Source organism: Mycobacterium sp. GA-1285, assembly GCF_001499905.1.
Taxonomy (GTDB): Bacteria; Actinomycetota; Actinomycetes; order Mycobacteriales; family Mycobacteriaceae; genus Mycobacterium.
Map to the genome: position 1 here is coordinate 13,738 of NZ_LQIS01000006.1, position 24,868 is coordinate 38,605.

The 24,868-nt window shown below is 68.2% G+C and carries 21 protein-coding genes and 1 pseudogene; 8 read left to right on the forward strand and 14 right to left on the reverse strand.

Features of this window, described 5'->3' with window-relative positions; translation table 11 throughout:
- Positions 1-122 precede the first annotated feature (122 nt).
- On the reverse strand, positions 123-4,052 hold the full coding sequence (gene hrpA / locus AU193_RS04975) for an ATP-dependent RNA helicase HrpA (protein ID WP_064421257.1): 3,930 nt from the start codon (positions 4,050-4,052) through the stop codon (positions 123-125).
- Between the two features lie 23 nt (positions 4,053-4,075).
- Entirely contained in the window at positions 4,076-4,969 is an 894-nt protein-coding gene (locus tag AU193_RS04980; protein WP_064421258.1) for a mycobacterial-type methylenetetrahydrofolate reductase, read from the reverse strand.
- A gap of 215 nt (positions 4,970-5,184) precedes the next feature.
- Between AU193_RS04980 and AU193_RS04985 the strand changes: the two genes are divergently transcribed.
- Genes AU193_RS04985 through AU193_RS04995 form a run of 3 tightly spaced genes read left to right on the forward strand, consistent with a single transcriptional unit; the run spans position 5,185 to position 8,020 of the window.
- The gene (locus tag AU193_RS04985) at positions 5,185-6,645 is read left to right on the forward strand and encodes a YdiU family protein (protein ID WP_064421344.1); all 1,461 of its coding nucleotides are present in this window, start codon (positions 5,185-5,187) and stop codon (positions 6,643-6,645) included.
- A gap of 23 nt (positions 6,646-6,668) precedes the next feature.
- Entirely contained in the window at positions 6,669-6,902 is a 234-nt protein-coding gene (locus AU193_RS04990; RefSeq protein WP_064421259.1) for a hypothetical protein, read from the forward strand.
- 47 nt (positions 6,903-6,949) lie between these two features.
- A complete protein-coding gene (locus AU193_RS04995) occupies positions 6,950-8,020 on the forward strand; it encodes a M42 family metallopeptidase (protein WP_064421260.1) in 1,071 nt (356 codons plus the stop codon).
- Between the two features lie 8 nt (positions 8,021-8,028).
- On the opposite strand, the gene AU193_RS05000 is transcribed toward AU193_RS04995, so the two are convergent.
- From AU193_RS05000 to AU193_RS23320, 3 genes are all read right to left on the reverse strand, one after another.
- Positions 8,029-8,685, reverse strand: coding sequence for a hypothetical protein (locus AU193_RS05000; RefSeq protein ID WP_064421261.1), 657 nt, complete (start codon positions 8,683-8,685; stop codon positions 8,029-8,031).
- A gap of 171 nt (positions 8,686-8,856) precedes the next feature.
- A complete protein-coding gene (locus AU193_RS05005) occupies positions 8,857-9,558 on the reverse strand; it encodes a DUF899 family protein (RefSeq protein WP_064421345.1) in 702 nt (233 codons plus the stop codon).
- 65 nt (positions 9,559-9,623) lie between these two features.
- A complete protein-coding gene (locus tag AU193_RS23320) occupies positions 9,624-9,779 on the reverse strand; it encodes a hypothetical protein (protein WP_172798217.1) in 156 nt (51 codons plus the stop codon).
- 79 nt (positions 9,780-9,858) lie between these two features.
- Here AU193_RS23320 and AU193_RS22735 point away from each other — a divergent pair.
- Positions 9,859-10,271 (forward strand): annotated as a pseudogene (locus AU193_RS22735) (hypothetical protein).
- A 110-nt stretch (positions 10,272-10,381) separates the two neighbouring features.
- On the opposite strand, the gene AU193_RS05015 reads toward AU193_RS22735, so the two are convergent.
- Genes AU193_RS05015 through AU193_RS05030 form a run of 4 tightly spaced genes read right to left on the reverse strand, consistent with a single transcriptional unit; the run spans position 10,382 to position 14,937 of the window.
- Complete coding sequence (locus tag AU193_RS05015) at positions 10,382-11,494, reverse strand: spore photoproduct lyase family protein (protein WP_064421263.1); 1,113 nt, start codon at positions 11,492-11,494, stop codon at positions 10,382-10,384.
- Positions 11,491-12,699: an NAD(P)/FAD-dependent oxidoreductase gene (locus AU193_RS05020; RefSeq protein WP_082682845.1), complete on the reverse strand. Its 1,209-nt coding sequence runs from the start codon at positions 12,697-12,699 to the stop codon at positions 11,491-11,493. Before AU193_RS05020 ends, AU193_RS05015 begins: the two co-directional genes overlap by 4 nt.
- Positions 12,700-13,776: an NAD-dependent epimerase/dehydratase family protein gene (locus AU193_RS05025; protein WP_064421264.1), complete on the reverse strand. Its 1,077-nt coding sequence runs from the start codon at positions 13,774-13,776 to the stop codon at positions 12,700-12,702.
- A gap of 39 nt (positions 13,777-13,815) precedes the next feature.
- On the reverse strand, positions 13,816-14,937 hold the full coding sequence (locus AU193_RS05030; protein ID WP_156425125.1) for an alpha/beta hydrolase: 1,122 nt from the start codon (positions 14,935-14,937) through the stop codon (positions 13,816-13,818).
- Positions 14,938-15,165: 228 nt separating this feature from the next.
- Here AU193_RS05030 and AU193_RS05035 point away from each other — a divergent pair, with 228 nt between their 5' ends.
- Complete coding sequence (locus tag AU193_RS05035; RefSeq protein WP_064421347.1) at positions 15,166-16,137, forward strand: aldo/keto reductase; 972 nt, start codon at positions 15,166-15,168, stop codon at positions 16,135-16,137.
- Between the two features lie 21 nt (positions 16,138-16,158).
- On the opposite strand, the gene AU193_RS05040 is transcribed toward AU193_RS05035, so the two are convergent.
- From AU193_RS05040 to AU193_RS05060, 5 genes are all read right to left on the reverse strand, one after another.
- Positions 16,159-17,970 carry a fatty acyl-AMP ligase gene (locus tag AU193_RS05040; protein ID WP_064421265.1) on the reverse strand — a complete coding sequence of 604 codons (1,812 nt, stop codon included), beginning with the start codon at positions 17,968-17,970 and terminating at the stop codon, positions 16,159-16,161.
- Positions 17,971-18,014: 44 nt separating this feature from the next.
- Positions 18,015-19,178, reverse strand: coding sequence for a metallophosphoesterase (locus tag AU193_RS05045; RefSeq protein ID WP_064421266.1), 1,164 nt, complete (start codon positions 19,176-19,178; stop codon positions 18,015-18,017).
- 93 nt (positions 19,179-19,271) lie between these two features.
- On the reverse strand, positions 19,272-20,363 hold the full coding sequence (locus AU193_RS05050) for an acyl-CoA dehydrogenase family protein (protein WP_064421267.1): 1,092 nt from the start codon (positions 20,361-20,363) through the stop codon (positions 19,272-19,274).
- A gap of 7 nt (positions 20,364-20,370) precedes the next feature.
- Complete coding sequence (locus tag AU193_RS05055; RefSeq protein ID WP_064421268.1) at positions 20,371-21,543, reverse strand: acyl-CoA dehydrogenase family protein; 1,173 nt, start codon at positions 21,541-21,543, stop codon at positions 20,371-20,373.
- Positions 21,544-21,594: 51 nt separating this feature from the next.
- Complete coding sequence (locus AU193_RS05060; protein ID WP_064421269.1) at positions 21,595-22,314, reverse strand: CoA pyrophosphatase; 720 nt, start codon at positions 22,312-22,314, stop codon at positions 21,595-21,597.
- Between the two features lie 83 nt (positions 22,315-22,397).
- Between AU193_RS05060 and AU193_RS05065 the strand changes: the two genes are divergently transcribed.
- From AU193_RS05065 to AU193_RS05075, 3 genes are read left to right on the forward strand one after another with little or no spacing between them, the layout of a single operon-like run.
- Positions 22,398-22,646, forward strand: coding sequence for a hypothetical protein (locus tag AU193_RS05065; RefSeq protein ID WP_064401961.1), 249 nt, complete (start codon positions 22,398-22,400; stop codon positions 22,644-22,646).
- 13 nt (positions 22,647-22,659) lie between these two features.
- Positions 22,660-23,904 (forward strand): cupin domain-containing protein, encoded by a 1,245-nt coding sequence (locus tag AU193_RS05070; RefSeq protein ID WP_064421348.1) that lies wholly within the window; start codon positions 22,660-22,662, stop codon positions 23,902-23,904.
- On the forward strand, positions 23,901-24,803 hold the full coding sequence (locus tag AU193_RS05075; protein ID WP_064421270.1) for a sucrase ferredoxin: 903 nt from the start codon (positions 23,901-23,903) through the stop codon (positions 24,801-24,803). The genes AU193_RS05070 and AU193_RS05075 overlap by 4 nt, the downstream gene beginning before the upstream one ends.
- The last annotated feature ends 65 nt before the right edge of the window (positions 24,804-24,868 follow it).

A 24,868-nucleotide genomic window follows, 5' to 3' on the forward strand; every position in this document is an offset into this window, starting at 1 on the left:
CCTCCTCCCATGCGGCAGGTCTTACCCGTATCGGGCGCCGGTGTATGCCCGCTTGACTGCCGAATCGCCGAAGTCTTCGCGGATCGGACGGCACCGCCCGCGCGTTCTTCGCTATGTGGCTGTCAGCCGGTCAGGACTGCGTCGATCGCGCGGTAGATGCGCTGTTCGCTGACCGGACGCGCAGTGCCCAACTGCTGCGCCCACAGGCTGACGCGGAGCTCCTCGATCTGCCGGCCGATGTCGCGGATGTCGTCGCCGGCAGCGCGCGCCGGCGACAACGCATCAACCAGTTCGTCGTAGGCGTCCTCCACAGCGTGTACGCGGTCCATTCGCTCGCGGTCGGCCACCGGCCCGTGTGGTAGCCGCTCCAGGCGCCTGCCGATGGCCAGCAGGTAGCGGCTCAGATCGGTCAGGTGTGCGGCGCCGGTGGCCGCGACGAAGCCACGCGGCAACAACCGGTCCAGCTGTGCGCGGATGTCGGCGATGGCGTCGGCCTGCGCGCCCGTCGGCGCCGACGGTAACGCCACCTCGACGTCGTGCGCCGCCGCGAGCACCTTCTCGACCCGCGTGACGATTTCGGCGGTCGTGGCCACCAGGTCGGCGGCGACGCGGTCGCGCAGAGCGGTGAACTCCGCGCGGGTCCACACCGGCGCGGGTGTGAGCATATCGGTGGCGGCGTCAGCGCAGTCCTCGAGCAGCGCCTGCAGAGAGCCGTCGGGATTGGCGCCGAGGACGAGCTTGGTGCGCGGCTGTATCTGCCGCTCAACGGCTTTCACGGGCGAAGGCACCGCGAGGCGTAACAACCTGCGGGTGCCGGGCCCCATCGACGCCTGTTGTTCGGCCGCCGTCGGGAACACATGCAGGTCGACGGCGTCGCCCGCATCAACCAGCGCTGGATATCCGCGCACGGTGTGCCCGCCGACGGTGCGCTCGACGGTCCGCGGCAGTTCGTCGAGATCGTCGGGCCACGTACGCATTCCGCTACGATCCAGGCCGCCGGCGACCGCCGCGGCGACCGCTCGCCGGACCGGGGCGGCGAGGTCACGCTGCAGCGCGTCGAGGTCCTTACCGCGTGCCAGTTCGGTGCCGTCGGCGCCCTCGACCGCGAAGGTGACGCGCAGATGCGACGGCAGCTTGTCGAGGTCGAACGCGTCGATCGGCACCAGTACGCCGGTGCGGCGGTGCAGTTCGCGCTGCACGGCCTCGAGCAGCGGTTCGGCGCCGGGCGTGATCGCGGCCAGCACCGCACGCGCGGTGTCCGGTGCTGGAACGAAGTTGCGACGCAGTCCTTTTGGGAGCGATCGGATCAGCGCGGTGACCAGCTCCTCACGCAAGGCCGGTACCTGCCAAGCGAATTCGTCGCTGCCGAGCCGGGCCAGCACCTCGACGGGCACGTGCACCGTCACACCGTCGTCCTCGGCGCCCGGCTCGAAGCGGTAGCTCAACGGCAGCGCCAGGTCGCCGGCCTGCCACGCATCGGGCTGTCCGTCGGCCGCGTCGTCGGTGCGCAGCAGGTCGTCGCGGGTGAACGTGAGCAGCTCGGGCGTGACGTGGCGCTGCTTCTTCCACCACGCGTCGAAGTGCCGCGCGGACACGACGTCCGCCGGAATCCTGGCGTCGTAGAACGCGAAGATCTCGTCGTCGCCGACGAGCAGGTCGCGCCGGCGAGCCTTCTCCTCCAGTTCCTCGAGTTCCTCGCGTAGCCGGGCGTTGTCGCGGAAGAAGTGGTGCCGCGTCTGCCAATCCCCCTCGACCAACGCATGCCGGATGAACAACTCGCGCGCCAGGTCCGGTTCGATCTGTGAGTAGCCGACACGGCGGCGAGCAACCAGCGGCAGTCCATAGAGCGTCACCCGCTCGTAGGCCATCACGGCACCACGTCGCGCATCCCAGTGCGGTTCGCTGTAGGTGCGCTGCACCAGCTCCCCCGCGATGCGCTCGACCATTTCGGGTTGGATGCGGGCCCCGATGCGGCCGAACAGCCTGCTGGTCTCGACCAGATCAGCGACGACGATCCACCGCGGCGGACGTTTCGTCAGCACCGAACCGGGCGCCAGGACGAACTTGGAGTTGCGAGCGCCCTGATACTCGCGGCCGTCGCCGTCGCACAGCCCGATATGCGACAGCAAGCCGGCCACGAGCGCGGCGTGCACGCTTTCCGGGTCGGCGGGCTCGGTGTCGTCGGACTCCTTGATCCCCAGGTCCTTGGCGATGCTGCGCAGTTGCCCGGTGAGGTCCTGCCACTCCCGGATCCGCAGATAGTGCAGGAACTCGTCACGGCACATCCGGCGAAAGGCGTTGCCCGACAGGTCTTTGCGCTGTTCGCCGAGGTAGCGCCAGAGGTTGAGGTATGACACGAAGTCCGAATGCTCGTCGGCGAACCGGGCGTGCTTCTGCCGCGCGGCCGCCTCGCGGTCGGCGGGCCGTTCGCGCGGGTCGGGGATCGACAGCGCCGCGGCCAACACCAGGATCTCGCGCACGCAACCCTCGGTGTCGGCCTGCAGGATCATGCGGCCCAGCCGCGGGTCGACGGGAAGCTGCGCGAGCCTGCGGCCGACATCGGTGATCGCGCCGCGCAAGTTCCATTCGCCGCCTGCGGCGGCGGCATCGAACGCACCCAGTTCCTGCAACAGCTGGACACCGTCGCGGACGCTGCGCCGGTCCGGCGGGTCGAGGAAGGGAAAGGTCTCGATCTCACCGAGATTCAGCGCCGCCATTTGCAGGATCACCGCCGCGAGGTTGGTCCGCAGGATCTCGGGGTCGGTGTAGCGCGGCCGCGCCGCGAAGTCCTCTTCGGAGTAGAGGCGGATACAGACCCCCGGCGCGGTGCGCCCCGAACGCCCGGCCCGCTGCGCGGCCGACGCCTGGGAGATCGGCTCGATCGGCAACCGCTGCACCTTGGTTCTGCGGCTGTAACGGGAGATGCGTGCGGTGCCCGGGTCGACGACGTAGCGGATGCCGGGAACCGTGAGCGACGTCTCGGCTACGTTCGTCGCGAGCACGACCCGGCGGCCGGCGTGGGTGGGCGCGAACACCCGTTGCTGCTCGGCCGTCGGCAGGCGCGCGTACAACGGAAGCACCTCGGTGTTCTTCAATCCGCGCAAAGCCTCTGCGGTGTCACGGATTTCGCGTTCACCGGACAGGAACACCAGCACGTCGCCCGGCGGCTCGCTCTCCAACTCGGCGATGGCGTCGACGATCGCCTCGGTCTGGTCGCGCGTCTGCGTACGAACCACCTCGTGGTCGGGATCATCGGGGTCATCGGTCTCGTTGGCGGGAACTATGAGTTCCAAAGGGCGATAACGTATTTCGACGGGATACGTGCGGCCCGACACCTCGACGATCGGTGCGCCTGCGAAGTGCTCAGCGAACCGCTCCGGTTCGATCGTCGCGGACGTGACGATCACCTTGAGGTCCGGTCGCCGGGGCAGCAGTTCACGCAGATACCCGAGGAGGAAGTCGATGTTGAGGCTGCGCTCGTGGGCCTCGTCGAGGATCAGTGTGTCGTAGCGCAACAGCCTGCGGTCACGCTGGATTTCGGCGAGCAGGATGCCGTCGGTCATCAGCTTCACCAGGGTGCGGTCACTGGCCTGGTCGGTGAAGCGCACCGTGTAGCCGATCGTGTCGCCGAGCGGGCTGCCCACTTCGTCGGCGATGCGCTGGGCGACGGTGCGAGCGGCCAGGCGTCGCGGCTGGGTGTGCCCGATCGTGCCGCGCACACCGCGGCCGAGCTCGAGGCAGATCTTCGGCAACTGGGTCGTCTTCCCGGAACCGGTTTCGCCGGCGACGATCACCACCTGGTGTTTGGTGATCGCCTTGGCGATCTCGTGGCGGCGCTCACTGACCGGCAGGTCGGGGTAAGTGATGGTGGGCACCGCGGCCGCTCGGGTCGCGACGAGCCCCTCGGCCGCAGCGATCTGCTCGGCGAGTGTTGCCAGCTTGTCCGGAGGAGCGCCGCGCAGCTGGCGCAGGCGCCTGCCGAACCGGGCCGCGTCGCGAATCGTCAACCCGTCGAGGCGCTTGCGCAGCTCAGCGACAGACGGGCCGGACACTGTGGCCAGGATAGGCGTCGCCGTCAGGGCTTGTCGGGCGCCCAGTAGTCGAGCATCTCGGCGAACGTCTCGAACGCCGGGGTGGAGACGCCGTAGGTGGCCTCGAGGTGGATGCTCAACGGGAAGCCGAGGTCGGCGACGCCGTCGATGACCCGTTTGTACAGGTCGAGCATCAGCTTGCGCTTCTCCGCCGGTTCGATGGAGGCGAGCTTGCGGACGAACTCCTGCTCCGCGGCGACGGCGGCGTTGCCCGGATCCTGAATCAGCCAGTTGATCAGGCCGACCTTGCTCTCCAGCTTCGGTACGAAGCCGAACGACAGCAGGATCTCCGGCCGGTGATCGGTCTGCTCGGCGAACTCGCGCAGGAACCCGACGATCGCGTCGGAGTACAGCAGCTGGGTCATCCCGTAGGTCGCGCCCTGATCGCACTTGAACCTGAAGCGACCGTGCTCACCGTCGCGGGTGGGGATCAGGATCGCCCCGCGGTTGGGCACGACGTCGGAGTAGATCGACAGCGCGTCGGTCGGGGCGACCCCGGTGCCTTCGCCGTCGTTCATCGTGCGTGGCACCCCGACGAAGGCGATGCCGTCGAACCCCGCGGCGGACAGGTCGGTCAGCCGCCGGCGCAACGTCGGCTCGTCCATGAACGCGGTGACCTGGGTGCACAGCCCGTTCATCTCGGACAGCTCGGGGGTGATGATCGCCCAGAAGTCGAGCACATCCATCTTGGGCTTCATCTCGATGGGACGGTCGTCGTCCTCTTCGATCATGCCGGGGATCATCACGTGCCTGATGCGGCCCTGCAGACCCGTTTCGGCGGAGCATCGCAACACCTTCTGCGCATCCTCCAACGCCTGCTCGTGCCCCCGCTCGACGTTCGGCGGCACCAGCTCGAGCGCGATGGTGTTCAGCGTCACCGGGCTGCTCCTCATCAGACATACTTCCCGCGCGGCAGGTCCTCCCTGACCACTATCCGCGCTCGCCAGGAAGCCTCACCATACAGACAGCGCAGTCCAGACCCATTTCGGCTCCGCCGCTCGGCTCATTCGTGAATCCGGCGACGCCAGCGGGCCCGCAACCGTCGTCAGTTTCACGAATGGGGACGCACGGAGCCGCTCGTACTGTGGAAGGTGTGAGCATCGCACCCACCGCCGTGACCTTCGCCGACCGCTACGCCAGCGACCTACCCGAGTTGGCCGTCCGCTGGAAGGCCGAACCGGTGCCCGACCCGCGGCTGCTCGTCCTCAACGAACCGCTGGCGGGCGAACTCGGCATCGATCCGGCCTGGCTACGCGGGCCCGAGGGACTGCGGCTGCTGGTCGGCACACAAGTGCCCGACGGCGCGAACCCGGTCGCACAGGCCTATGCCGGGCACCAGTTCGGCGGGTACGTTCCGCGGCTCGGCGACGGCCGCGCGCTGTTACTCGGCGAACTCACGACCATGTCCGGTGAACTGCGCGACCTGCATCTGAAGGGCTCCGGCGCGACGCCGTTCGCCCGCGGCGGCGACGGATTGGGCGCCGTCGGCCCGATGCTGCGCGAATACATCGTCAGCGAGGCGATGCACGCGCTGGGGATCCCCACCACCCGCTCGCTGGCCGTGGTCGCGACCGGACGCCAGGTGCAGCGCGAGACACCGCTACCGGGTGCGGTGTTGTCGCGGGTGGCCAGCAGTCACCTGCGCGTCGGCACCTTCCAGTACGCGGCGAACACCGGCGACGTGGACCTGCTGCGACGTCTGGCCGATCACGCGATCCAGCGGCACCATCCCGAAGCCGCCGACGCGGGCAATCCCTACGTCGCGTTGTTCGAGTCCGTGATCGCGGTGCAGGCGGCGCTGATCGCCAAGTGGATGCTGGTCGGCTTCGTCCACGGCGTGATGAACACCGACAACATGACGATCTCCGGCGAGACCATCGACTACGGGCCTTGCGCGTTCATGGAGGCCTACGACCCCGAGACGGTGTTCAGCTCGATCGACTCGTGGGGCCGCTACGCCTACGGCAACCAGCCGGCGATCGCGGTGTGGAACCTGGCCCGGTTGGCCGAGGCGCTGCTCCCGTTGTTCGCCGACGACCAACAGCAGGCGATCGCCCTCGCCGAGGGCAGCCTGGGTGGTTTCGCGCCCAAGTTCCAGGCCGCGTTGTCGGCAGGAATGTGCGCCAAGCTCGGGCTGGCGGACACCACGCCGGACGAGATCGCGGTGCCGTTGATGAACGACCTGATCGCACAATTGCACCAGAGCCACGTGGACTTCACGTCGTTCTTCCGTCAGCTCGGCTACGCGGCCCGCGGCGACGACGAACCCGCGCGCGGGCTGTTCCTCGACCTTGCCGCGTTCGACGAGTGGCTGGCGCGGTGGCACGCACTGCGGCCCGACGCGACGGTGATGGACCGCACCAACCCGATCTACATCCCGCGCAACCATCTGGTCGAGGAGGCGCTGACCGCCGCGACGGGCGGTGACCTCGAGCCCCTGTACCGGTTGCTGGACGCCGTGACCGCGCCCTACGACGAGCGTCCCGGTCTGCAGCGGTACGCCGAGCCCGCGCCGGAGGACTTCGGGAAGTACCGAACCTACTGTGGTACCTGACGTCGCGCGCCTAAACTGCTGTCATGACTTTGCGACGGCTTCTGATCGCGGGGCTTTTCGCGGCCGCGCTGGCCGCAGCACCCGTTTCGCCCGTCGTCGCCGCGGCCCAGCCGGGCAACTGCTGCTGCCCGCCCGGCCAGACGGGCGTCATCTACGGTTGCGCGTCGTTCTGCGTCGACGGCAAGGCTTTGGACACCAGCACGGGGTTGTGCGTGCCGGTCCCGCCGCCGTATCCGCATCCGCCGGTCACCCGGTGAACTGAGCCGCACGGTTAGGCCGGCGGCGGCGCGGCAATCCACGGTCGGTGACCGACGAAGCGTTGCGCCGTGACCTGCTACAAGAGTTGCTCCATGCATACGGGCCCTGCGGGCAGGAAGACGCCGTGCGGGAAGTGTGCCGCCGCGAGTTGGCACCACACGTCGACGAGATGTGGGTCGACGAGGCGGGGAATCTCGTCGGACTGATCCGCGGCGACGACCGCGAGGCCCAGGCGGTGCGCGTGATGGCGCACATGGACGAGCTGTCCATGCTCGTCAAGCGGATCGAGCCGGACGGCACCCTGCACATGACGCCCCTCGGCACGATGTATCCGGGCAACTTCGGCCTCGGACCGGTCGCGTTGCTCGGCGATCGGCGCACGGTGTGCGGCGTGCTGACGCTCGGCTCCGAGCACACCACCAAGGAGAGCCAGCAGATCTGGGAGACCAAACCCGATCAGGGTGATCAGGCGCTCGACTGGCTGCACGTCTACGTCTTCACCGGCCACCCTCCCGATGAGCTGGCCGAGGCGGGAATCAGACCGGGTACGCGGGCGTGCGTGCACCGGAGCAAGCGCACGCTGATCGACGTCGGCTCCGACTATCTCGGGTGCTACTTCATGGACGACCGCGCGGCGGTGACCGCCCTGCTCGACGTCGCCGGCCGGCTGGCGCCCAGCGACGGGCGCCCGGCACGCGACACCTATCTGGTGTTCACGACGAGCGAGGAAGTCGGTGGTGTCGGGGGCTCGTACGCCAGCCGCACGCTGCCCGGCGACCTGACCCTGGCGTTGGAGGTCGGTCCGACCGAAGCGGAGTACGGAACCACGTGCAGCGGCGGACCGATCGTCGCCTACAGCGACGCCGAGAGCGTCTACGACAAGGCAGTCGCCGATGCGCTACTCCAGGCCGCCACTGACCTGGGCCTGTCTCCCCAGCCCGCGGTGCTCGGTGCGTTCGAATCCGATGCGTCGCACGCAAAAGCAAGCGGACTGACCCCGCGGGCCGGACTGCTGTGCCTGCCCACGCTCAGCACGCATGGCTACGAAGTCATTGCGCGACAGGCAATTTCGGACATGGCCGCGGTGGTCGTCGAATTCCTGCGAGGCGGCGGGTGAGGGCGCCGTCAGCGGTCGAGCTCCCCGGCGATCCCGCGCTCGATGGCGACGCGCGCACGCTCCGGTAACACCACCAGCCCGTCGAGTTCGCGACGGGCGAGCTCGTAGCCGCGCTCGCGTTCCTGCGCGGTGGCCGCGGTGTCGGTCGCGACGCGCAACATGCTTTGGGCGCGGGCGATGCGCTGCTGATCCTGAGCAGAAAAGTCGCTGCGCCGACGACGGACCGCCTCGGTCTCGGCGGCATCGAAGGCGGTGACGTAGTCGGTGACCGCGTCGACGTAGTCGCGTGCGGCCTGCGCGTCGTCGACCAGGTCCTCGGCCTTGGCCGGACGTAGGAGGTCCGCGCGCAGCTTGGTTCGGTGGAACCGCTCGGTCAGCGGGTCGCGCATATCGGTCATCAACGGATAGTCGAGCAGCTTCGCGACGTCCAACTCGTATTCGAGCCATCGGGTGTCGGTGCGGTCGTGCGCCTTGACCGCCCGCGCGATCGCCTGCCATTGCACGGCGGTTCCGGTCACCTGCTGCGGTGCTGTGTCAGCGAGTGCGTCGCGGCCACCGTCCTGGCGCGCGCGGGCCGCCACTACCGCCCGCCAACCGCCGTAGAGGACGCCTGCGAGCGGAACGAGCACGATCAGCAGCTCGAGCAGGCGGATGATCAGCCCCATACCAACCCCATGAAGCCAGGATGCCACCGACGCACCAACTCCGACGCGGGCAGTTGCGGAAACAGTTGAGCCGGGCTCCGGACAGTCGATTTTCTGCCCACTAACAGCGAAATATTCGTTGTCAGCGAATCATTCGCTGATAGGTAAGCACAGTGGATCAGCCTCCGAGGTTCAGTCCGTGCCCGGGCCGTACGCCCGCGCGATGTCGGGCGAGTCCAACCAGCCCGAGTACGTCGGCCGCTGCGGCCACCCGTCGGGGGAATCCTGCCACTCCTCTTGGCGGCCCCACGGCAGGATGTCGATGAGCGCGAACGAGTGGCTGAGCTGTTCGGTGCCGCGGCCGTTGGTGTGCCAGGTCCGGTAAACCGTGTCACCGTCGCGCAGGAACACGTTCACCGCGAACCCTTCGCCGGGTGCGGCGTCGACGTCGGCACCGAACGAACTCTGCGACGACGAGTACCAGTCCATGCGGTTGCCGACCTTGGTGCGGTAGGCCAGCGCCTCGTCGATCGGGCCGTTGGTGACGATGACGAAGCGGGCGTCGTAGTTGTCGAGGAATTCCAGCCGGGTGTACTGCGACGTGAATCCGGTGCAGCCGCCGCACTGCCACTCCGCACCGTCGGTCCACATGTGGTTGTAGACGATCAGCTGTGAGCGACCCTCGAATACGTCGGCGAGCCGGACCGGCCCGTGCTCCCCGATCAGCGTGTAATCGGGCATGCGGACCATGGGCAGGCGCCTGCGCTGGGCGGCGATGGCGTCCAGTTCGCGTGTCGCCGCCTTCTCGCGTCGGCGCAGGTCGTCGAGGGCGGCACGCCAGGTCGCATGGTCGACGACGGGCGGTAGGGCGGCCGGTTGAGTCGGGACGGACATCGGATGTTCCTCCTGCGGTGGGGTCACTCGCAGGTTACGACCGACTCAGCGGCCGAAAGTCATCGTCAGCTCTTCTTGGATCCGCCGGATTTCTTGCCGCCCCTCTTCGATGCACCGGGCGTGTTGGCGATCGCCGCCGCGCGGGACTTGCTCATGCCCTTCTTGCGCAGACCCTCGTACTGTTTGTCGTTCTTGACGCTGGAACCGTGATCTTTCGCCATCGTGGCCTCCTTGCTGGTGGTTGCACGTGCGTACCGAATACCCGCGAGGGTGCATGTCTGCACACGACGCGCCGCGAAAATTCGGCGGTTCGCGCACGCTCACACCTCCGCCAGCGTGCGCAAATCACCGTATGACGTGCGGAGACTGCTTGGCCGGACCTGGGCCCCGAACGGCGCCAACGCGCAGCTGTGGCGGTTCGTCGTGCTGGACTCCCCCGAACAGCGGGCCGTCGTGGCGCAGGCCGCACAGGTCGCGCTGCGGTCGATCGAGTCGATCTACGGCATGAGTCGGCCCGCCGATGACGACCACAGCCGAGCGCCCGCAACAACCGCGCCACCTACGAACTCCACGACCGCGCCGGTGAACTCACCTCGGTGCTGTTCACCGCGTTCCGCAACGAGTTCTCGTCCGAATTCCTCGTCGTCTTCCGCAACCATTGGGACCCCGCCCGCAGCGACATCATCTACGGCGCCGGCGCCCGCAAGCGCTGACCACCGCACCGCGAGCGGCCGTGTTTGTACCCCGACACGCCGCGCCCTGCTGGCATTGCGCGGTCGCTCACGGCAGTTCAGGGACCCGCTTGCAGCAGTTGAGAGACCCGTCAGAACGCGTAGCGCACCCTGCACGTCGGCAACTTGGCGGCGACCAGATCGGTCAACTCGTTCACCCAGCGGCCCTTCCACGGGCTCTTGTAACGCACGTTCCACTGCCCACTCTGGCTGCGCTTGACCTGCTGCAGATCGGGACGCCACAGCAAGTCCTCCCCTTTGGGATGCCAGCCGAGGTTGACGTCGTGCAGGCCCTCGTTGTGGGTCAGGAAGATGATCTCCGCGGCCAGCTGCTGCTTGGTCTGATGCGAAGTCCCATCGGCGACCTGCTCGAGCAGCTCCGCCCAGTCGGACAGCCAATTCTCGTGTACCACAACGGGACTGAAGTTCAAGTGGACTTCGTATCCGGCGTCGACGAAGTCGTCGATCGCGGCGATCCGCTCGGCGATCTTCGACGTACGCACATCGAGCACCCGCGACGTGTCGGCCGGCATCAAGCTGAACCGCACACGGGTTCCGCCGCGCGGGTCGTAGTCGAGCAGATCGCGGTTGACGAGCTTGGTCGCGAAGCTGGCCTTGGCGTTGGGAATCCGACCGAACAACTCGACCAGATCTCGAACGTTGTCGGAGACCATCGCATCCACTGAACAGTCGCTGTTCTCGCCGATGTCGTAGACCCAGTCGACGGGATCGCATTGATTCGGTTGCGGCTTCACACCCTGCCGAGCGGCGTGACGCTCGAGGTATCCGGTGATCTTCTCGATGTTGGTGAACACCGTGATCGGGTTGGCGTAGCCCTTGCGGCGCGGAACGTAGCAGTACGAGCACGCCATCGCGCATCCGTTCGCGGTCGACGGTGCGATCCAGTCGCTGGACCGCTCGTTGCGGCGCGCGCTCAGGCTCTTCTTCTCGCCCAGCACCAGGACTTCCCGCTTGTTACGGACCCAGTCCTCGACGTTGCCCTCGTTCCCGTACAGGCCGGGTATCGCCTGGTGCGACAACACCTGGATGCGCTCGGCGTCGGGGAAGCGCTCGAGCACCTGACGCGCGCGGGGGAATCGTTCGATGTCGGGTTCGTGGTAGACCCGCTTGATGTCCAGCAGCCGGTCGGCCAGCGCGGTCGGGGGGCGCCGCGTCGCGGCGTCGTGGTCGGCAGGCGAGCTCATGCCTGGTTCAACGAACGTCGGCCGCGCACCGATGCAGTTGATCTTGTTGAGGACCAATGATTTTCGTCACTCTCGCGCAGATACGCCGCGATGTCGCGCGCGATCGGCGAGGCCTGCAGCCGGAAGGAGCGCAGCGGCCCGATCAGCGGCTCGTCGTATCCGGCGAACCACAGCCCCGGTGCCGCGCGGGGAAGCCCGTTGGCCTTCGGGCGACCCGCATCGTCTAACACGCCGTGGTGGCCGACGAGCGGTTCGAGTTCCCGCCGGTAGCCGGTCGCGGCGATCACCACGTCCGGCGTCAGCGCGCTCCCGTCTGACAGCACCACACTGTCACCGTCGAACGACTCCACCGCGGGCACGATCTCGATGCGTCCCGCTTTGACCTGTGTGACCAGCTCGTCGCCGATCGTCGGGATCTGCTCGTCGGTCAACAGAGCCGAGTAGATGCCCTTCGGCGGTACGGGGAGGCCCTGGCGGCGAAGGTCACCGAACCACACCCGGCGCATCAGGGCCGCGGCCTGATCCAGCACCTTGACCGGCAGGCGTTCGAAAACGGGGCTCAACGCGTCGACCGGAATTCCGGCGGCCGACCGCGGCACGAAATGTGGCGGGGTGCGCACCGCCATCCGCACGCGGCGGGCCACCCCGTCGCAGAGCTGCAACGCGATGTCGGTCGCCGAGTTGCCCGCACCTGCCACGAGGACGTCCCGGCCGGTGAACGGCTGGGCGTTTTGGTAGTGCTCCGAGTGCAGCACCTCGCCGCTGAACGTGTCTATTCCGGGCCACCCGGGCAGCTCCGGCGTGTGGTAGTTGCCGGTCGCGATGACGACAGCCGTCGCGGTCATCGGCGCGCCGCCGGTCTCCAGACGCCAGCCGCACCCCTTTTCATCGACTCGAATGACATTGCAGCTCAAGGACAATCGTAAATGCTGTCGGCGAACGTAGTCGTCGAAGTAGGCGACCATGTCATCGCGGGTGGGCCAGCGTCCGTAACGCAGTGGGATCCGCTGCCCGGGCAGGTGCGACCACCACCCGCAGGTGTTGAGTCGGAACCCGTCGTAGCGGTTGCGCCACGACGACGCCGGCGCGTCGGTGCGGTCGACGACCAGAGCATCGATACCGCACTCGTGGCGGAGTTGTCGTGTGATCGCCAGTCCGCACGGACCCGCGCCGACGATGACGACCGACTCGTCGTGACTGGCCATCTACGGGAGGTGTCTTGTGGTCAGCAGCCCCTCGGTGAGGTCCCGACGGAACTGTTCAATCAGCGAGCGGCGCCGCAGCGGCGGACTCTCGGCGTGCGCTTCCTGGGCCACCCCGCCGATGACGTCGGCGAGCGCGTCGATCGAATTCCACCGGGGGCTCCATTCGAGTTCCCTCTCCGCGCGCCCGCAGTCCAGCAGCGGAACGCTGAACGCCATGTCGAGCCAGCCCCGGTCGATCGGCTGCAGCCGCGCCCGCCAGCTGAGGTCGACCAAAGCCCCCAAAACCCCCGATGGCACGTGAACCGGTTTCGCGTGCAGCACCTCGGCGACCTGTTCGCGGCCCACCGGGGGTTCGGCCGCCAGGTTGAACGGCCCACTCGCACCACGTTCGGCCGCCCTGGCCAGCGCGTCGGCGACGTCGTCGGCGTGGATCAGCGGGATGCACAACCGTCGGTCGAGCGGCAGGACCGGCAACAGCGGAACCGCGAGCATCGGCACGTAACCGGGCAGGGCGTAGCGCATCAGGCCACTAGCCGCGTCGCGCTGCACGATGAACCCGGGACGCATTCGCGCGATCGGCACACCCGCGGTCCCTTTGTCGCGTTCGTAGTCGTCGAGCAGCGCTTCCGCGGCCGACTTGTCGCGGCTGTAGGGCGACGTCCGGACGCCGGTGGTCGGCCACGACTCGTCGACGTACTGGCCGTAGCGGCCCGGCGCGTAGGTTCCCACCGACGACTGGTGCACGAGCCTGCCGACCCGCGCCTCATGGGCGGCCTCGAGGACGGCCGCGGTGCCGCCGACACCGACGCGGTTCAGGTATTCGGTGTTGCGAGTGGGCTGAAAGCCCCAGGCGAGGTGGATGACGGCATCCGCGCGGTCGAAGATGCCCCGCAGCTGATTCGACGCATCCGGATCGGCGAGGTCGAGTTGGTGCCACCGAACACGCTCGTAGACGCCGGTCCGTTCGGGTGGCCTCCGCACCACCCCGACGATGTCGTGGCCGTTGTCGCCTTCGGTGAGCCGCCGCAGCAGCGCGGTTCCGACGTTGCCGGACGCTCCGGTGATGACGATGCGCATGCGAAGAGCATTCCCGCGTCGCGCCCGATCAACCCCGGGTCAGACGGCAGCGGCGGTTTCGCTCTGGAGTTGCCGCGCCCGGACATCGGTGAGGAACCTGCCGACCTCGACCGCGAGCCGGCGCGCATGTGACGAGTCGACGAGGTCGAACGCGTGTCCGGCGCGCCGAATTTCGCTGTACTCGACCGGGTTTCGCGATACCGCACTCAGCTTCTCGGCGAACACGCGGGCTTCACCGACGGGGATGATGGTGTCCTGTTCCCCGTGGACGAGGAAGAACGGCGGCGCATCCGCGTGAATACGGGCCAGCGGTGACGCGGCAGCGAACATGTCGGGGTGCCGGGACTGCCTGCGCCCGACGACAACCCGTTCCAGAAAGTTCTGGAAGTTCTTGCGCGCCGGCGTCGAACGGTCCTGCCAGTCGTAGCGCCCGTAGATCCCGACGACGGCGTCCACGGTGGTGTCGGCGTCCTCGGTGAGCTCGCCGCGGAACGCCGGATCCCCGGGAGTGAGGCCCGCGAGGGAGGCCAGGTGCCCGCCCGCCGAGCAACCGGCGACCGCGACGAAGTTCCGGTCACCGCCGTACTTGTCGACGTTGGCCCGCGCCCATGCGATCGCCGCGTTGACGTCGGCGATATGACGGGGCCAGCGGTGCACAGGGGACACCCGGTAGTCCATGGTCAGGCACACCCAGCCCTGCTTGACCAGGTGGTGCAGCATCGTGTGGCCCTGCATGACGCGGGAGCCCTGCACCCACGCGCCGCCGGGGACGAACAGCAGCACCGGCGCGTCGGGCGGCAGCTCGGGCAGCCGCCACACGTCGAGCAGCTGCGCGGGATGGTCACCGTAGCGCACGGAGCTGCGATACAGGCACCGCTGACGCTGAGCGCGGAAGCGCAGGTACGGCGGCATCCGGTTGCCGCGCGCAGGCGTGACGGCCTCGTCGGAGACATCGGCGGGCGCGGCGGCCGCGGGGTCGGCGCCGAGACGACGCGTGACCATGCCGCGGAGCGCGGCGGGCGCGTAGTGGTGGCCGTACATCATCATCGCGGTCAGTCCGGCGAACGGCTCCAGGTGCTTGCCGACCACCGGCAGTGACGCGTACATCCGCGTCGAGGCCATGACCAGGTCGAACGGATTCAGCGAGCGGTAGACAGACATGATCAACCGGCCATCGCCAGGTCGGTGTCACCGGCCCGGCCGCTGCAGGACTCGCAGACGGCTTCTTCGAGGTTGAAGTGCCCGCAGGTGGGGCAGATGAACTCGAGCATGCGTTACGCCTTTCGAGACTTGTGTCATGCCGACTTTCTGCAGCCCGCCTCGCATACCCCGGCGTTTGCGTCCCAAAACCCGCCGTTACCGATCCGTAGCGTCAGTACTGTGGCGTTCGTGAAGTACGTCGACGTCGAGGGAGTGGGCCGGGTCAGCCGTATCGGGCTGGGGACCTGGCAGTTCGGGTCCAGGGAGTGGGGGTACGGCGACAGCTATGCCGCAGGCCCCGCCCGCGAGATCGTGCATCGTTCACTGGCCCTGGGGGTCACGTTGTTCGACACCGCCGAGATCTACGGCTTCGGCAAGAGCGAACGGATCCTCGGCGAGGCGCTGGGCGATCGGCGCGCCGACGTGGCGGTGGCAAGCAAGGTCTTCCCGGTCGCCCCGTTCCCAGCGGTGGTCAAACAACGCGCCCGCGCCAGCGCGCAGCGCCTAGGACTGCAGAAGATTCCGCTGTACCAGATCCACCAGTCGAACCCGGTGGTCCCTGATTCGGTAATCATGCCGGGGATGCGGGACCTGATCGACGACGGGGTGATCGGCGCGGCCGGCGTATCGAACTACTCGCTGTCGCGCTGGCAGCGAGCCGACACCGCGCTCGGGCGACCGGTGATCAGCAATCAGGTGCACTTCTCGTTGGCCCATCCCCAAGCGCTCGAACGTCTGGTGCCGTTCGCCGAGCGGGAGAACCGCATCGTGATCGCCTACAGTCCGCTGGCGCAGGGCCTGCTCGGCGGCAAGTACGGTCCCGACAACCGGCCCGGTGGCGTGCGTGCGACGAACCCCCTGTTCGGCACCGAGAACCTACGCCGCGCCGAACCGCTGTTGCAGACGCTGCGCGACGTCGCCGCCGACGTCGGCGCCAAACCCGCGCAGGTGGCGCTGGCGTGGCTGATCCACCTGCCCAACGTCGTCGCGATCCCCGGCGCGTCCAGCGTCGAACAACTCGAGTTCAACGTGGCAGCCGCCGACATCGAGCTCAGCGCCGAGGCGCAGGATGCGCTGACCGCCGCCGCTCGCGCGTTCCGGCCGGTGTCCACCACCCGCTTCCTGGCGGACACGGTGCGTGAGAAGCTCGGCGTTCGTTAGTCGCGGAGTGCGGCCATAGGGTCAGCCTTTCAGCTTCCCGCCGAGGTACTCGCCCCGGCACGCTCCGCGGGCCAGCTTGCCGCTGGTCGTGCGCGGGATAGCCCCCGCAGCGACGAATTTGATGTCGATGGCCGAGATACCGTGTCGCGCAAAGACATTGGTACGGATTGCATCGATCTCCGGCGCCGGATCACTGCGGGCGGTTCCGGTGGCGCGTTCGGCGACGATAACGAGGTCATCGCCACCGGAGCCGGGGACGGTGAACGCGGTGACATGTCCGGGTCGCACCATAGCCGAGGCGCTTTCGGCGGTCGCCTCGATGTCCTGCGGGTAGTGTTGTCTGCCGTCGACGACGATCAGATCGGCACGCCGTCCGGTGACGAACAGCTCGCCGTCCAGGTAGACACCGAGATCTCCGGTGCGTAACCAATTCGCTTCCCTGGCAACGCCTTCGGCATGGCTGACCGGGGTGCTCCGCGACATGAGCCGGGCCCCGAAGGCGCGCAGTGACTCGTCGGGCCGACCCCAGTAGCCTCGCCCGAGGTTGTCGCCGTGCAGCCAGATCTCACCGACTTCTCCGTCGGGCAGCTCGGCGCCGGCGTCGTGATCGACGATGACGGCCCACTGGCTGCGCGCCACCCGGCCGCAGGACACGTGAGCCACCGCGTCAGGTGAATCAGCGGCGACGGGCACGGCGCGGCCCTGGCTGAGATGTTTGCGGTCGAGATGTACGGCTTTGGCGCGGGCGTCGGGTTCGATGGCCGCGACGAACAGGGTCGCCTCGGCGATTCCGTACGACGGGCGAAACGCGTTCGGCGGCAGACCATATCGCGTGAACGCGTCGTTGAAGGCGGTGATCGCGTCGATGCTCACGGGCTCCGAGCCGATGATCAGCACCGCCTTGCTCAGGTCGAGGTCGTCGCCGGGTGCGGGTCGGCCGCGTTGCGCGGCATATTCGTAGGCGAAGTTCGGCGCCGCCGTGACCACCCGGCCCTCGCTCGACGCGTCCGATATCGCCCGCAGCCACCGCACGGGGCGCCGGATGAACGCGGTCGGCGACATCAGCGTCGAGTGTCCGCCGTAGACGGCGGGGAACCCGATCATCGACAGGCCCATGTCGTGAAAGAGCGGCAACCAGCTGACACCGTGGACTTTTCGGTCGAGCAGATCGATGGACAGGATCATCTGGATCAGGTTGGTGCCGACCGCACGGTGCGTGATCTCGACTCCGGCCGGCGGCCGGGTCGCACCCGAGGTGTACTGCAGATGAGAGACATCGTCGAGGGGTAGCTCGACGGGCTCGAAATCGCCTGTCTCTCCGATCTTGTCGAGGACGACGACTCCTGGAGTCGGCACGCCGTCGAGGTCGGCGAGGAAGCTGCGCACGTTCGCGACCGCGGAGGCTGTGGTCACGACGACCGACGGTTGGCAGTCGCGCAGCGCGGTGTCCAGCCGTTGTGCGTGCCCCTGTAACTCCGGTGCGAACAGCGGAACCGCGATCGCGCCCGCCTTGACCGCACCGAAGAATGCGACCACGTAGTCGAGTCCCTGAGGCGCCAGGATCGCGACTCGGTCACCTCGCTGGATCAGGCGTTGCAGGCTCGCGGCGACCGCTCGCAGGCGTACGCCGAGCTGATTCCAGGTGAGCTCGTCGACGCGACCCTCGCCGGTGTAGTCGAGGTAGCGGTAGGCCGGCGCGTCGCCGACGTTGGCGATGTTGCGGTCGATGAGGGAGATCAGGTTAACCCCGGCGGGCACCGCGACCCGACCGTCGGCGTCCAGGCAGTCTTCGATCCGCAACAGTCCGTCGTGCGATACGGAACGGGACGTCATGGGAGCAGTCTAGGTACGGCCGTACCAGAGGCCATATGAGAAGGCTACGGCTCCAGCGTCAACACCGTGATGTCCGGCGGGGCGCCGATGCGCACCGGTGGGCCCCAGAAGCCGGCGCCGCGCGTCACGTACAACTGCGTGTCGTCGACGGTCGAAAGGCCCGCGAGCGACGGCTGCGCGGCGCGGACGAGGTAGTGGAACGGCCACATCTGCCCGCCGTGCGTGTGGCCGGACAGCTGCAGGTCCACCCCGCGCGCGGCGGCCTCCTCGACCAGCACCGGCTGGTGCGCGAGCAGCACCGTCGGCCCGGCGGAGGAAACCCCCGACAGGGCGCGGTCGAAATCCGGTCCGTCCGAGACCCTTTCGCCAGCGAGGTCGTTGACCCCTGCCAGGTTGAGGACCGCACCGCCCCGGCGGATCGTGGTGTTCTCGTTGCGCAACGGATGGATGCCCAACCGCTCCAACTCCTGTAACCAGTCGAGCGTGTCGTCGACGAAGTACTCGTGGTTTCCGGTGACGAAGAAGGAGCCCTCCCGGGCCGTCAGATCGCCCAATGGCGCTGCGGCCGGGCCGAGTTCGGCGACGGAGCCGTCGACCACGTCACCGACGATCGCGACCAGGTCGGGAGCGGTCTCGTTGATCATGTCGACGATCCGCTCGGTGTGCGCCCGCCCTGCGAGCGGTCCGAGATGGATGTCGGACACCACCGCGATGCGAAACCCCCCAAACGCCGCGTCCAGGTTGCGCAGTCGCACGGGCACACGCAGCACGTCGGGCGGCCCCAGCGCGGTGGCGGTGCCTACACCGACCAGGCCCACCGACGCGGCGCCCGCGGCGACGGCACTTGCCCGGGCGAGGAACAACCGGCGGCTCAGGCCGTTCGAGTCCTCGGCTTTCGGAGTCGCTGCAGGCCTACCGCGGACCCAGCGCCGCAGCGCCAGTCGTACCGGTTCGAGCACCAGCAGTATCAGCAAGAGGTATGCGGCCACCCCGAACCACACGTAACCCGGCCAGGCGTACCAGCCGGCGTCGGCCGGACCGATCAACCGCGGCAGGAACAGCGCCGCGAGCAACAGTCCGGCCAGCCCGGCGAAGACGGCGCTGAGAATCCAACGGACTCGACCCGGCCGGGTGGTGTCCTTGATCAGCCGCTTCCACAGATAGGCGTGCATCACCGCGAGCACCGTGCCGAGGACGACGATGAACATGCACACCCTTCGCTGCCGAGCGTCCGCGGCGATACGCGGGCTCACCCATCATGCCCTCAGTCGAACGCGTTCTGCCGGGCCGAGCGCCAGGACTTACAACGACACCGTTCCGTAGTCGCCGACGTGCTCGATCAGCGTGCGGAGTTGGTCGTCGGTGGTGCCGAACGTGTTGTCGATGGCCGTGAGCCGCGCCGCGTAGTGGCCGACGGGATACTCGGCGGTCATCCCGATGCCGCCGTGCAGCTGGATCGCCTCCTGCGCGATGTGACGGCCGGACCGCCCTATCTGGAACTTGGCCCGCGCGGCGATCACTGGGTCGAACGTGCCGTCCGCGATCGACATCGCGGCGTAGAAGTTCATGCTGCGTGCGAGCTCGAGCGAAACGTACATGTCTGCCGCGCGTTGTGTCAGTGTCTGGAACTTGCTCAGCGGAACCCCGAATTGCTTTCGGCTGGTGAGGTATTCGGTGGTGAGCCGCAGCGCTTCCTCCATCACTCCGACCGCCTCCGCGCACAGCGCCGACTGATGGCGGATGACCGTGCGGGTGACGTGTTCGGTCGCATCGCCACCGCCGCCCAACGGTTCGGCGGGTGTGGAGTCGAAGTCCAGTTGTGCGCCACGGCGGCCGTCGAATGTCCGGTAGGGCTGCCGGTTCACCGCCGCGCCGTCGACGACGAACAGCCCCACGCCGTCGCCGGGCAGCGCCGCGGTGACGACGATCGTGTCGGCGGTGTCGCCGGCCAATACGGGATTCTTGCGACCGGTGAGCGTCCAGGCATCGCCGTTCTGCTCTGCGCGCGTGGCGGGTTCGGCGGACGGCAGCCGCGATCCGGGCTCCGCGTGGGCGAACGCCAGCAGCGTCTCACCGGCCGACACGGAGTCGAGGATCTCCTTTTGCTGGTCGCTACCTGCCTCGGCGATCAGAGTGCCGGGGATCATCGCCGCCTGTGCGACCGGTTCGGGCGCGAGCCGTCGGCCGATCTCGGTCAGCACCACCATCACCTCGATCTGGCCGGCCTCCGTGGGGTCGAACCCGAGGCCGAGGATGCCGACCTCGGCCAGTTGGCCCCAGACCTCGCGGCTCCAGCCGGGATCCCCTTCGGGCCGGACACTTTCGCGGCCCGACAGCACGTCGCGGGTAACGTCGCGCAGTAGTTGCTGTTCCTCGGTCAGGTCGAAGTCCACGGCAGGCTCACAATCCCAGAATGGTCGAAGCGATGATGTTGCGTTGAACCTCGTTGGTGCCGCCGTAGATCGACGTCTTCCGATAGTTCAGGTAGCGGGGTGCGGCGTCCTGCGCCCAGGTCGGCACGTCGAGTTCACCGGCGTCGAACGGCAGCGCCTCAGGTCCGGCCACCTCGACGAACAGCTCGGTGGCGGCCTGCTGCAGCTGGCTGCCGCGCAGCTTGAGGATCGACGACGCCGGATTCGGCTTGCCGTCGGCCTCTGAACCGCTGACCCGCATCTGCGTGAGCTCCAACGCGAGCAGGCCGGTTTCGATCTCGGCCACCCGCGCGGCGAACAGCGGGTCCTCGAGCAGCGGTGTGCCGTTGATCTCGAGCTTGGCGGCGTGTTCCTTCACCTGTGACATCCACAATTTGGTCAGCCCGATGCGGGCGATGCCGGTGCGCTCGTTGCCGAGCAGGAACTTGGCGTAGGTCCAGCCCTGGTTCTCCTCGCCGACGAGTTGATCGGCCGGGATTCTCACGTCCTCGAAGAAGACCTCGTTGACCTCGTAGCTCCCGTCGATCAACTCGATCGGGCGCAGCGTGATGCCCGGGGTCGACATCTCGGCCAACAGGAAGGAGATACCGGCCTGCCGCTTGGGCGCGTTCGGATCGGTGCGCGCGAGCAGGAAGATCCAGTCGGCGTACTGACCGAGCGTCGTCCACGTCTTCTGGCCGTTGACGACGTAGGTGTCACCGTCGCGGACGGCAGTGGTCCGCAGCGACGCGAGGTCAGAGCCGGCCTCCGGCTCGGAAAAGCCCTGGCACCACCAGATGTCGATGTTGGCCGTCGGTGGCAGGAAGCGTTCCTTCATGGCCTGCGAGCCGAACTGGGCGATCACCGGGCCCACCATCTTGGTGTTGAACGCCAACGGTTCGGGGACACCGGCCAGCTGCATCTCGTCGAGCCAGATCTGTCGCTGCAGCGGCGTCCATTTCTTGCCGCCCCACTCCACCGGCCAGTTCGGCACGGCCAGCCCGTTGGCGTGCAGGATCCGCTGACTGGTGACCATGTCCTCGGGGAACTTCGAATGCCCGGCCCTGCCCCGCTCGCGGATGTCCTCGGGGATCTCGGAGGTGTAGAACCGCCGCAGCTCCTCGCGGAACGCCGCGTCCTCGTCACTCAGCGCTAATTTCACGGTCTGCCCCGTCCTCGTTGCTCTACGTTGCGCACGGATTCCCCACCGACCCTACTTCCAGGCGAAGACGGGCTGCTCGAGTTGGTCGACGGGATCGTGGCGGCCCTCCAGGCACAGCCAACGCAGCTGCAGGAGCACCGCGCCGGTCGGGGCATGGATCAGATCGTTGCCCAGCGGGACCTGCACGACCGGGCGCGGGCTTTCCGGAATCTCGATGAACCGTGGAGAGTCGGGGCGCTGGAGTTGATGCAGGCCGATCCGGTACACCGCGACCACCTCGTCGGGCGCCGGCCGCGGATCGAGCCGTCCCCCACCCCAGATCACCACCGGGGTGATGACGTATCCCGACCGCGTCGGATAGTCGTCGAGCAGCCCCAGCACCGTCGAATCCGGCAGCCGAACGCCGACCTCCTCGTCGAGCTCGCGCAACGCCGCGTCGACCACGGTCTCCCCGGGGTCCACCCGGCCACCCGGCAGCGCCCACTGCGCGGCGTGCGACGTCAGGCGGGATGCCCTGCGGCACAAGAAGAAAGCGGCACCGCCGGAGACGTCGACCATTCGGCCGTCGAGCCCGAGGTCGGGCATTCCTCGCCCGTCGTTCCAGCCGTCGACGTCGACCGGATCCACCCTGTCCTCCCCGACCTCGGAATCGACGAGCACGACCGCTACCGCGGCGTGCCTTTTCGACGGGTCGCTCACGGCGCGACGTTCGTGGCCCGACAGGTTCGCTCTGATCCGCTCGCGCAGCGCCTCGTCGTAGGAGATCGTCACAGCTCGACCATAGTTTCGCGGTGTTTCGTCGACACCGTCCGGGGCAACTCCCTCCAGACCACAGCCCAACCGAAGGGATCGACATGGCACTCGACGATGACGACATCACCACCTCGGGCGCAGGCGGCGAGGGAACCGCTGACGGCGGTTCGAACCCCGAAGGACACGACGGTGGCGCCGACGGCACGGCCGGTGGCGAAGGCCCGGCCGACGGCGGCTCCAACCCCGAGGGACACGACGGCGGCGCCGACGGCACAGCCGGTGGCGAAGGCCCAGCCGACGGCGGCTCCAACCCGGAAGGCCATGACGGGGGCGCCGACGGGACCGCGTGATCCTCACCCGTTGATGCTTCGGCGCTGCGCTGCGGTTGACGCCCGACGGTTCGCGAACGAGTACTGGGGCCGTCAACCGTTGCTCACCCGGGCCGACGCGTTGCCCCGCGACTTCAGCGATCTGCTGTCGCCCGAGACGGTCGACGAACTGATCGCCGAACGCGGGGTGCGCGCGCCGTTCATCCGGCTGGCCAAAGAGGGCGATGTCCTGCCCAAGGACTGCTATCTGGGGCCGGCCGGCTTCGGCGCCGAGATTCCCGACCAGATCGACTCGGCCAAGCTGTTGAGCCAATTCGCCTCGGGCGCAACGATAGTGCTACAGGGGCTGCACCGACTCTGGCCGCCGCTGATCGAATTCGTGCGCCAGGCCGTCGACGAGCTCGGCCACCCGGTGCAGGCCAACGCCTACATCACCCCGCCGGTGAATCGGGGCTTCGACCCGCACTACGACGTGCACGACGTCTTCGTTCTGCAGGTGTCGGGCCAGAAACGCTGGATCGTGCAAGAGCCGGTGCACGAGCATCCGCTGCCGTCACAACCGTGGACGGGGCATCGCGCAGCGATCGAGAAGCGCGTCGCCGGGGACCCACCGGTCATCGACACGGTGCTCGAGGACGGCGATGCCCTCTATGTGCCGCGCGGGTGGGTGCATTCGGCCCAGGCGTTGCAGATGACATCGATCCATCTCACCATCGGAGTCTCCCCGGTGACGGTGGTCGACGTGGCGCGCGCCGTCGTCGACCAGTTGGCCGCCGATGCGACCTTCCGGCGGTCACTGCCCATGGGTGTCGCCGATGCGGATGAGACGATGGCCACGGTGTCGAAGGTGATGGCGGAAATGGTGGAGTCGCTGCGCGACGACGCGGCGGCACTGAGTGCGGGCGCTGCCGCGAACCTGTCGCGGCGTCACGCCGACCGGACCCGTCCGGTGGCAGTGCGGCCGCTGGCGTCTCTGGCGGCCGCCGATCGAGCCGGGGAGACGGTCGTCGGCTGGCGACATGGGCTGAGCGCGATGGTGGACCAGTCCGGTGACCGGATCGTGCTGCGCCTGCCGGACCGGACCATCACGTTCCCGCAAACCTGTGGCGACGCCGTTCGCGCCCTGCGCGAGGGACTCGTCGTCGATGCGGCGAGCATGCCCGGTTTGGACGCCGCCGATGCGACGGTCCTCATCCGGCGGTTGCTGCGGGAGGGCGTCCTCGTTCCCGTACGGACTGCCGTTCCCGGGCAACGGAACTCTCCGGCAGACGCCGGATGACGGCCGCCAAGAGAATCCCCTGCAGCGATCAGTCGCTGGCCCGCGACGATCCGATGTACGGCACGGCGTCGGCGGGTTCGTCGTGGCTGCTGCTCGAGCTGAGCGGGGCCTGGGGGCCGTCGGCGTTCCTGCAGTCGCCGAACTGCATCGACCCGCAACTCGGCCGCGCGATCGTGCGCAGGGTCGAGAAGGCGGGTCTGCGCATCACGGCGATTCGCAAGCACGGTCGTCGACCCGAGACGCCGCGTTGGCGCTGGTATGTGGCGCACTGTGGCGTCGGCAATGAGGCGCTCCATCACGGGGAGCTCGACGACCCTCGTGACTTTCTCGAGCTCGCGCTGGACGGCAGCGACGGGAGCGTGACGACCGATCCGGTGATCGCGATCTGCTCACACGGCAAACACGACCAATGCTGCGCGGTGCGGGGCCGCAGCGCGTGCCGCGCAATTGCCGCGCAGTATCCTGAATTCACTTGGGAGTGTTCGCATCTGGGCGGAGACCGGTTCGCGGCCACCATGCTCATCCTGCCCGAAGGGCTGTGCTACGGCAGGGTCGACTCCGCCGACGCCGCGGGGCTGGTACGCCTGTACCTCGAGGGACGGTTGGACAACCGGTTCCTGCGCGGACGCACATCGCTACCGCACGCCGTGCAGGCCGCCCAGTACTTCGTCCGCGAACGCTACGGCGACGACCGTATCGACGCCCTGCATCCGCTGCACGTCGAGCGCGGTGAACACCGAATCCGGGTCCTGCTCGATGGTGAAGCCGGTCCCATCGAGGTGATCCTGCACGAGGAGTTGTCCGAACCTCTTCTGTCGCAATGCCATGCTCAGGTCGCCGGCCAGGTTCGCGTCTTCACGCTCGGGTCCCTCGGCGAGGCCGCACTCGGCCGAGGATGAGATAGTTCGACCGAGAAGGTACCGATCGGGTTTCTCGACTATCTGCGGCCTGCGTCGTCGACGGG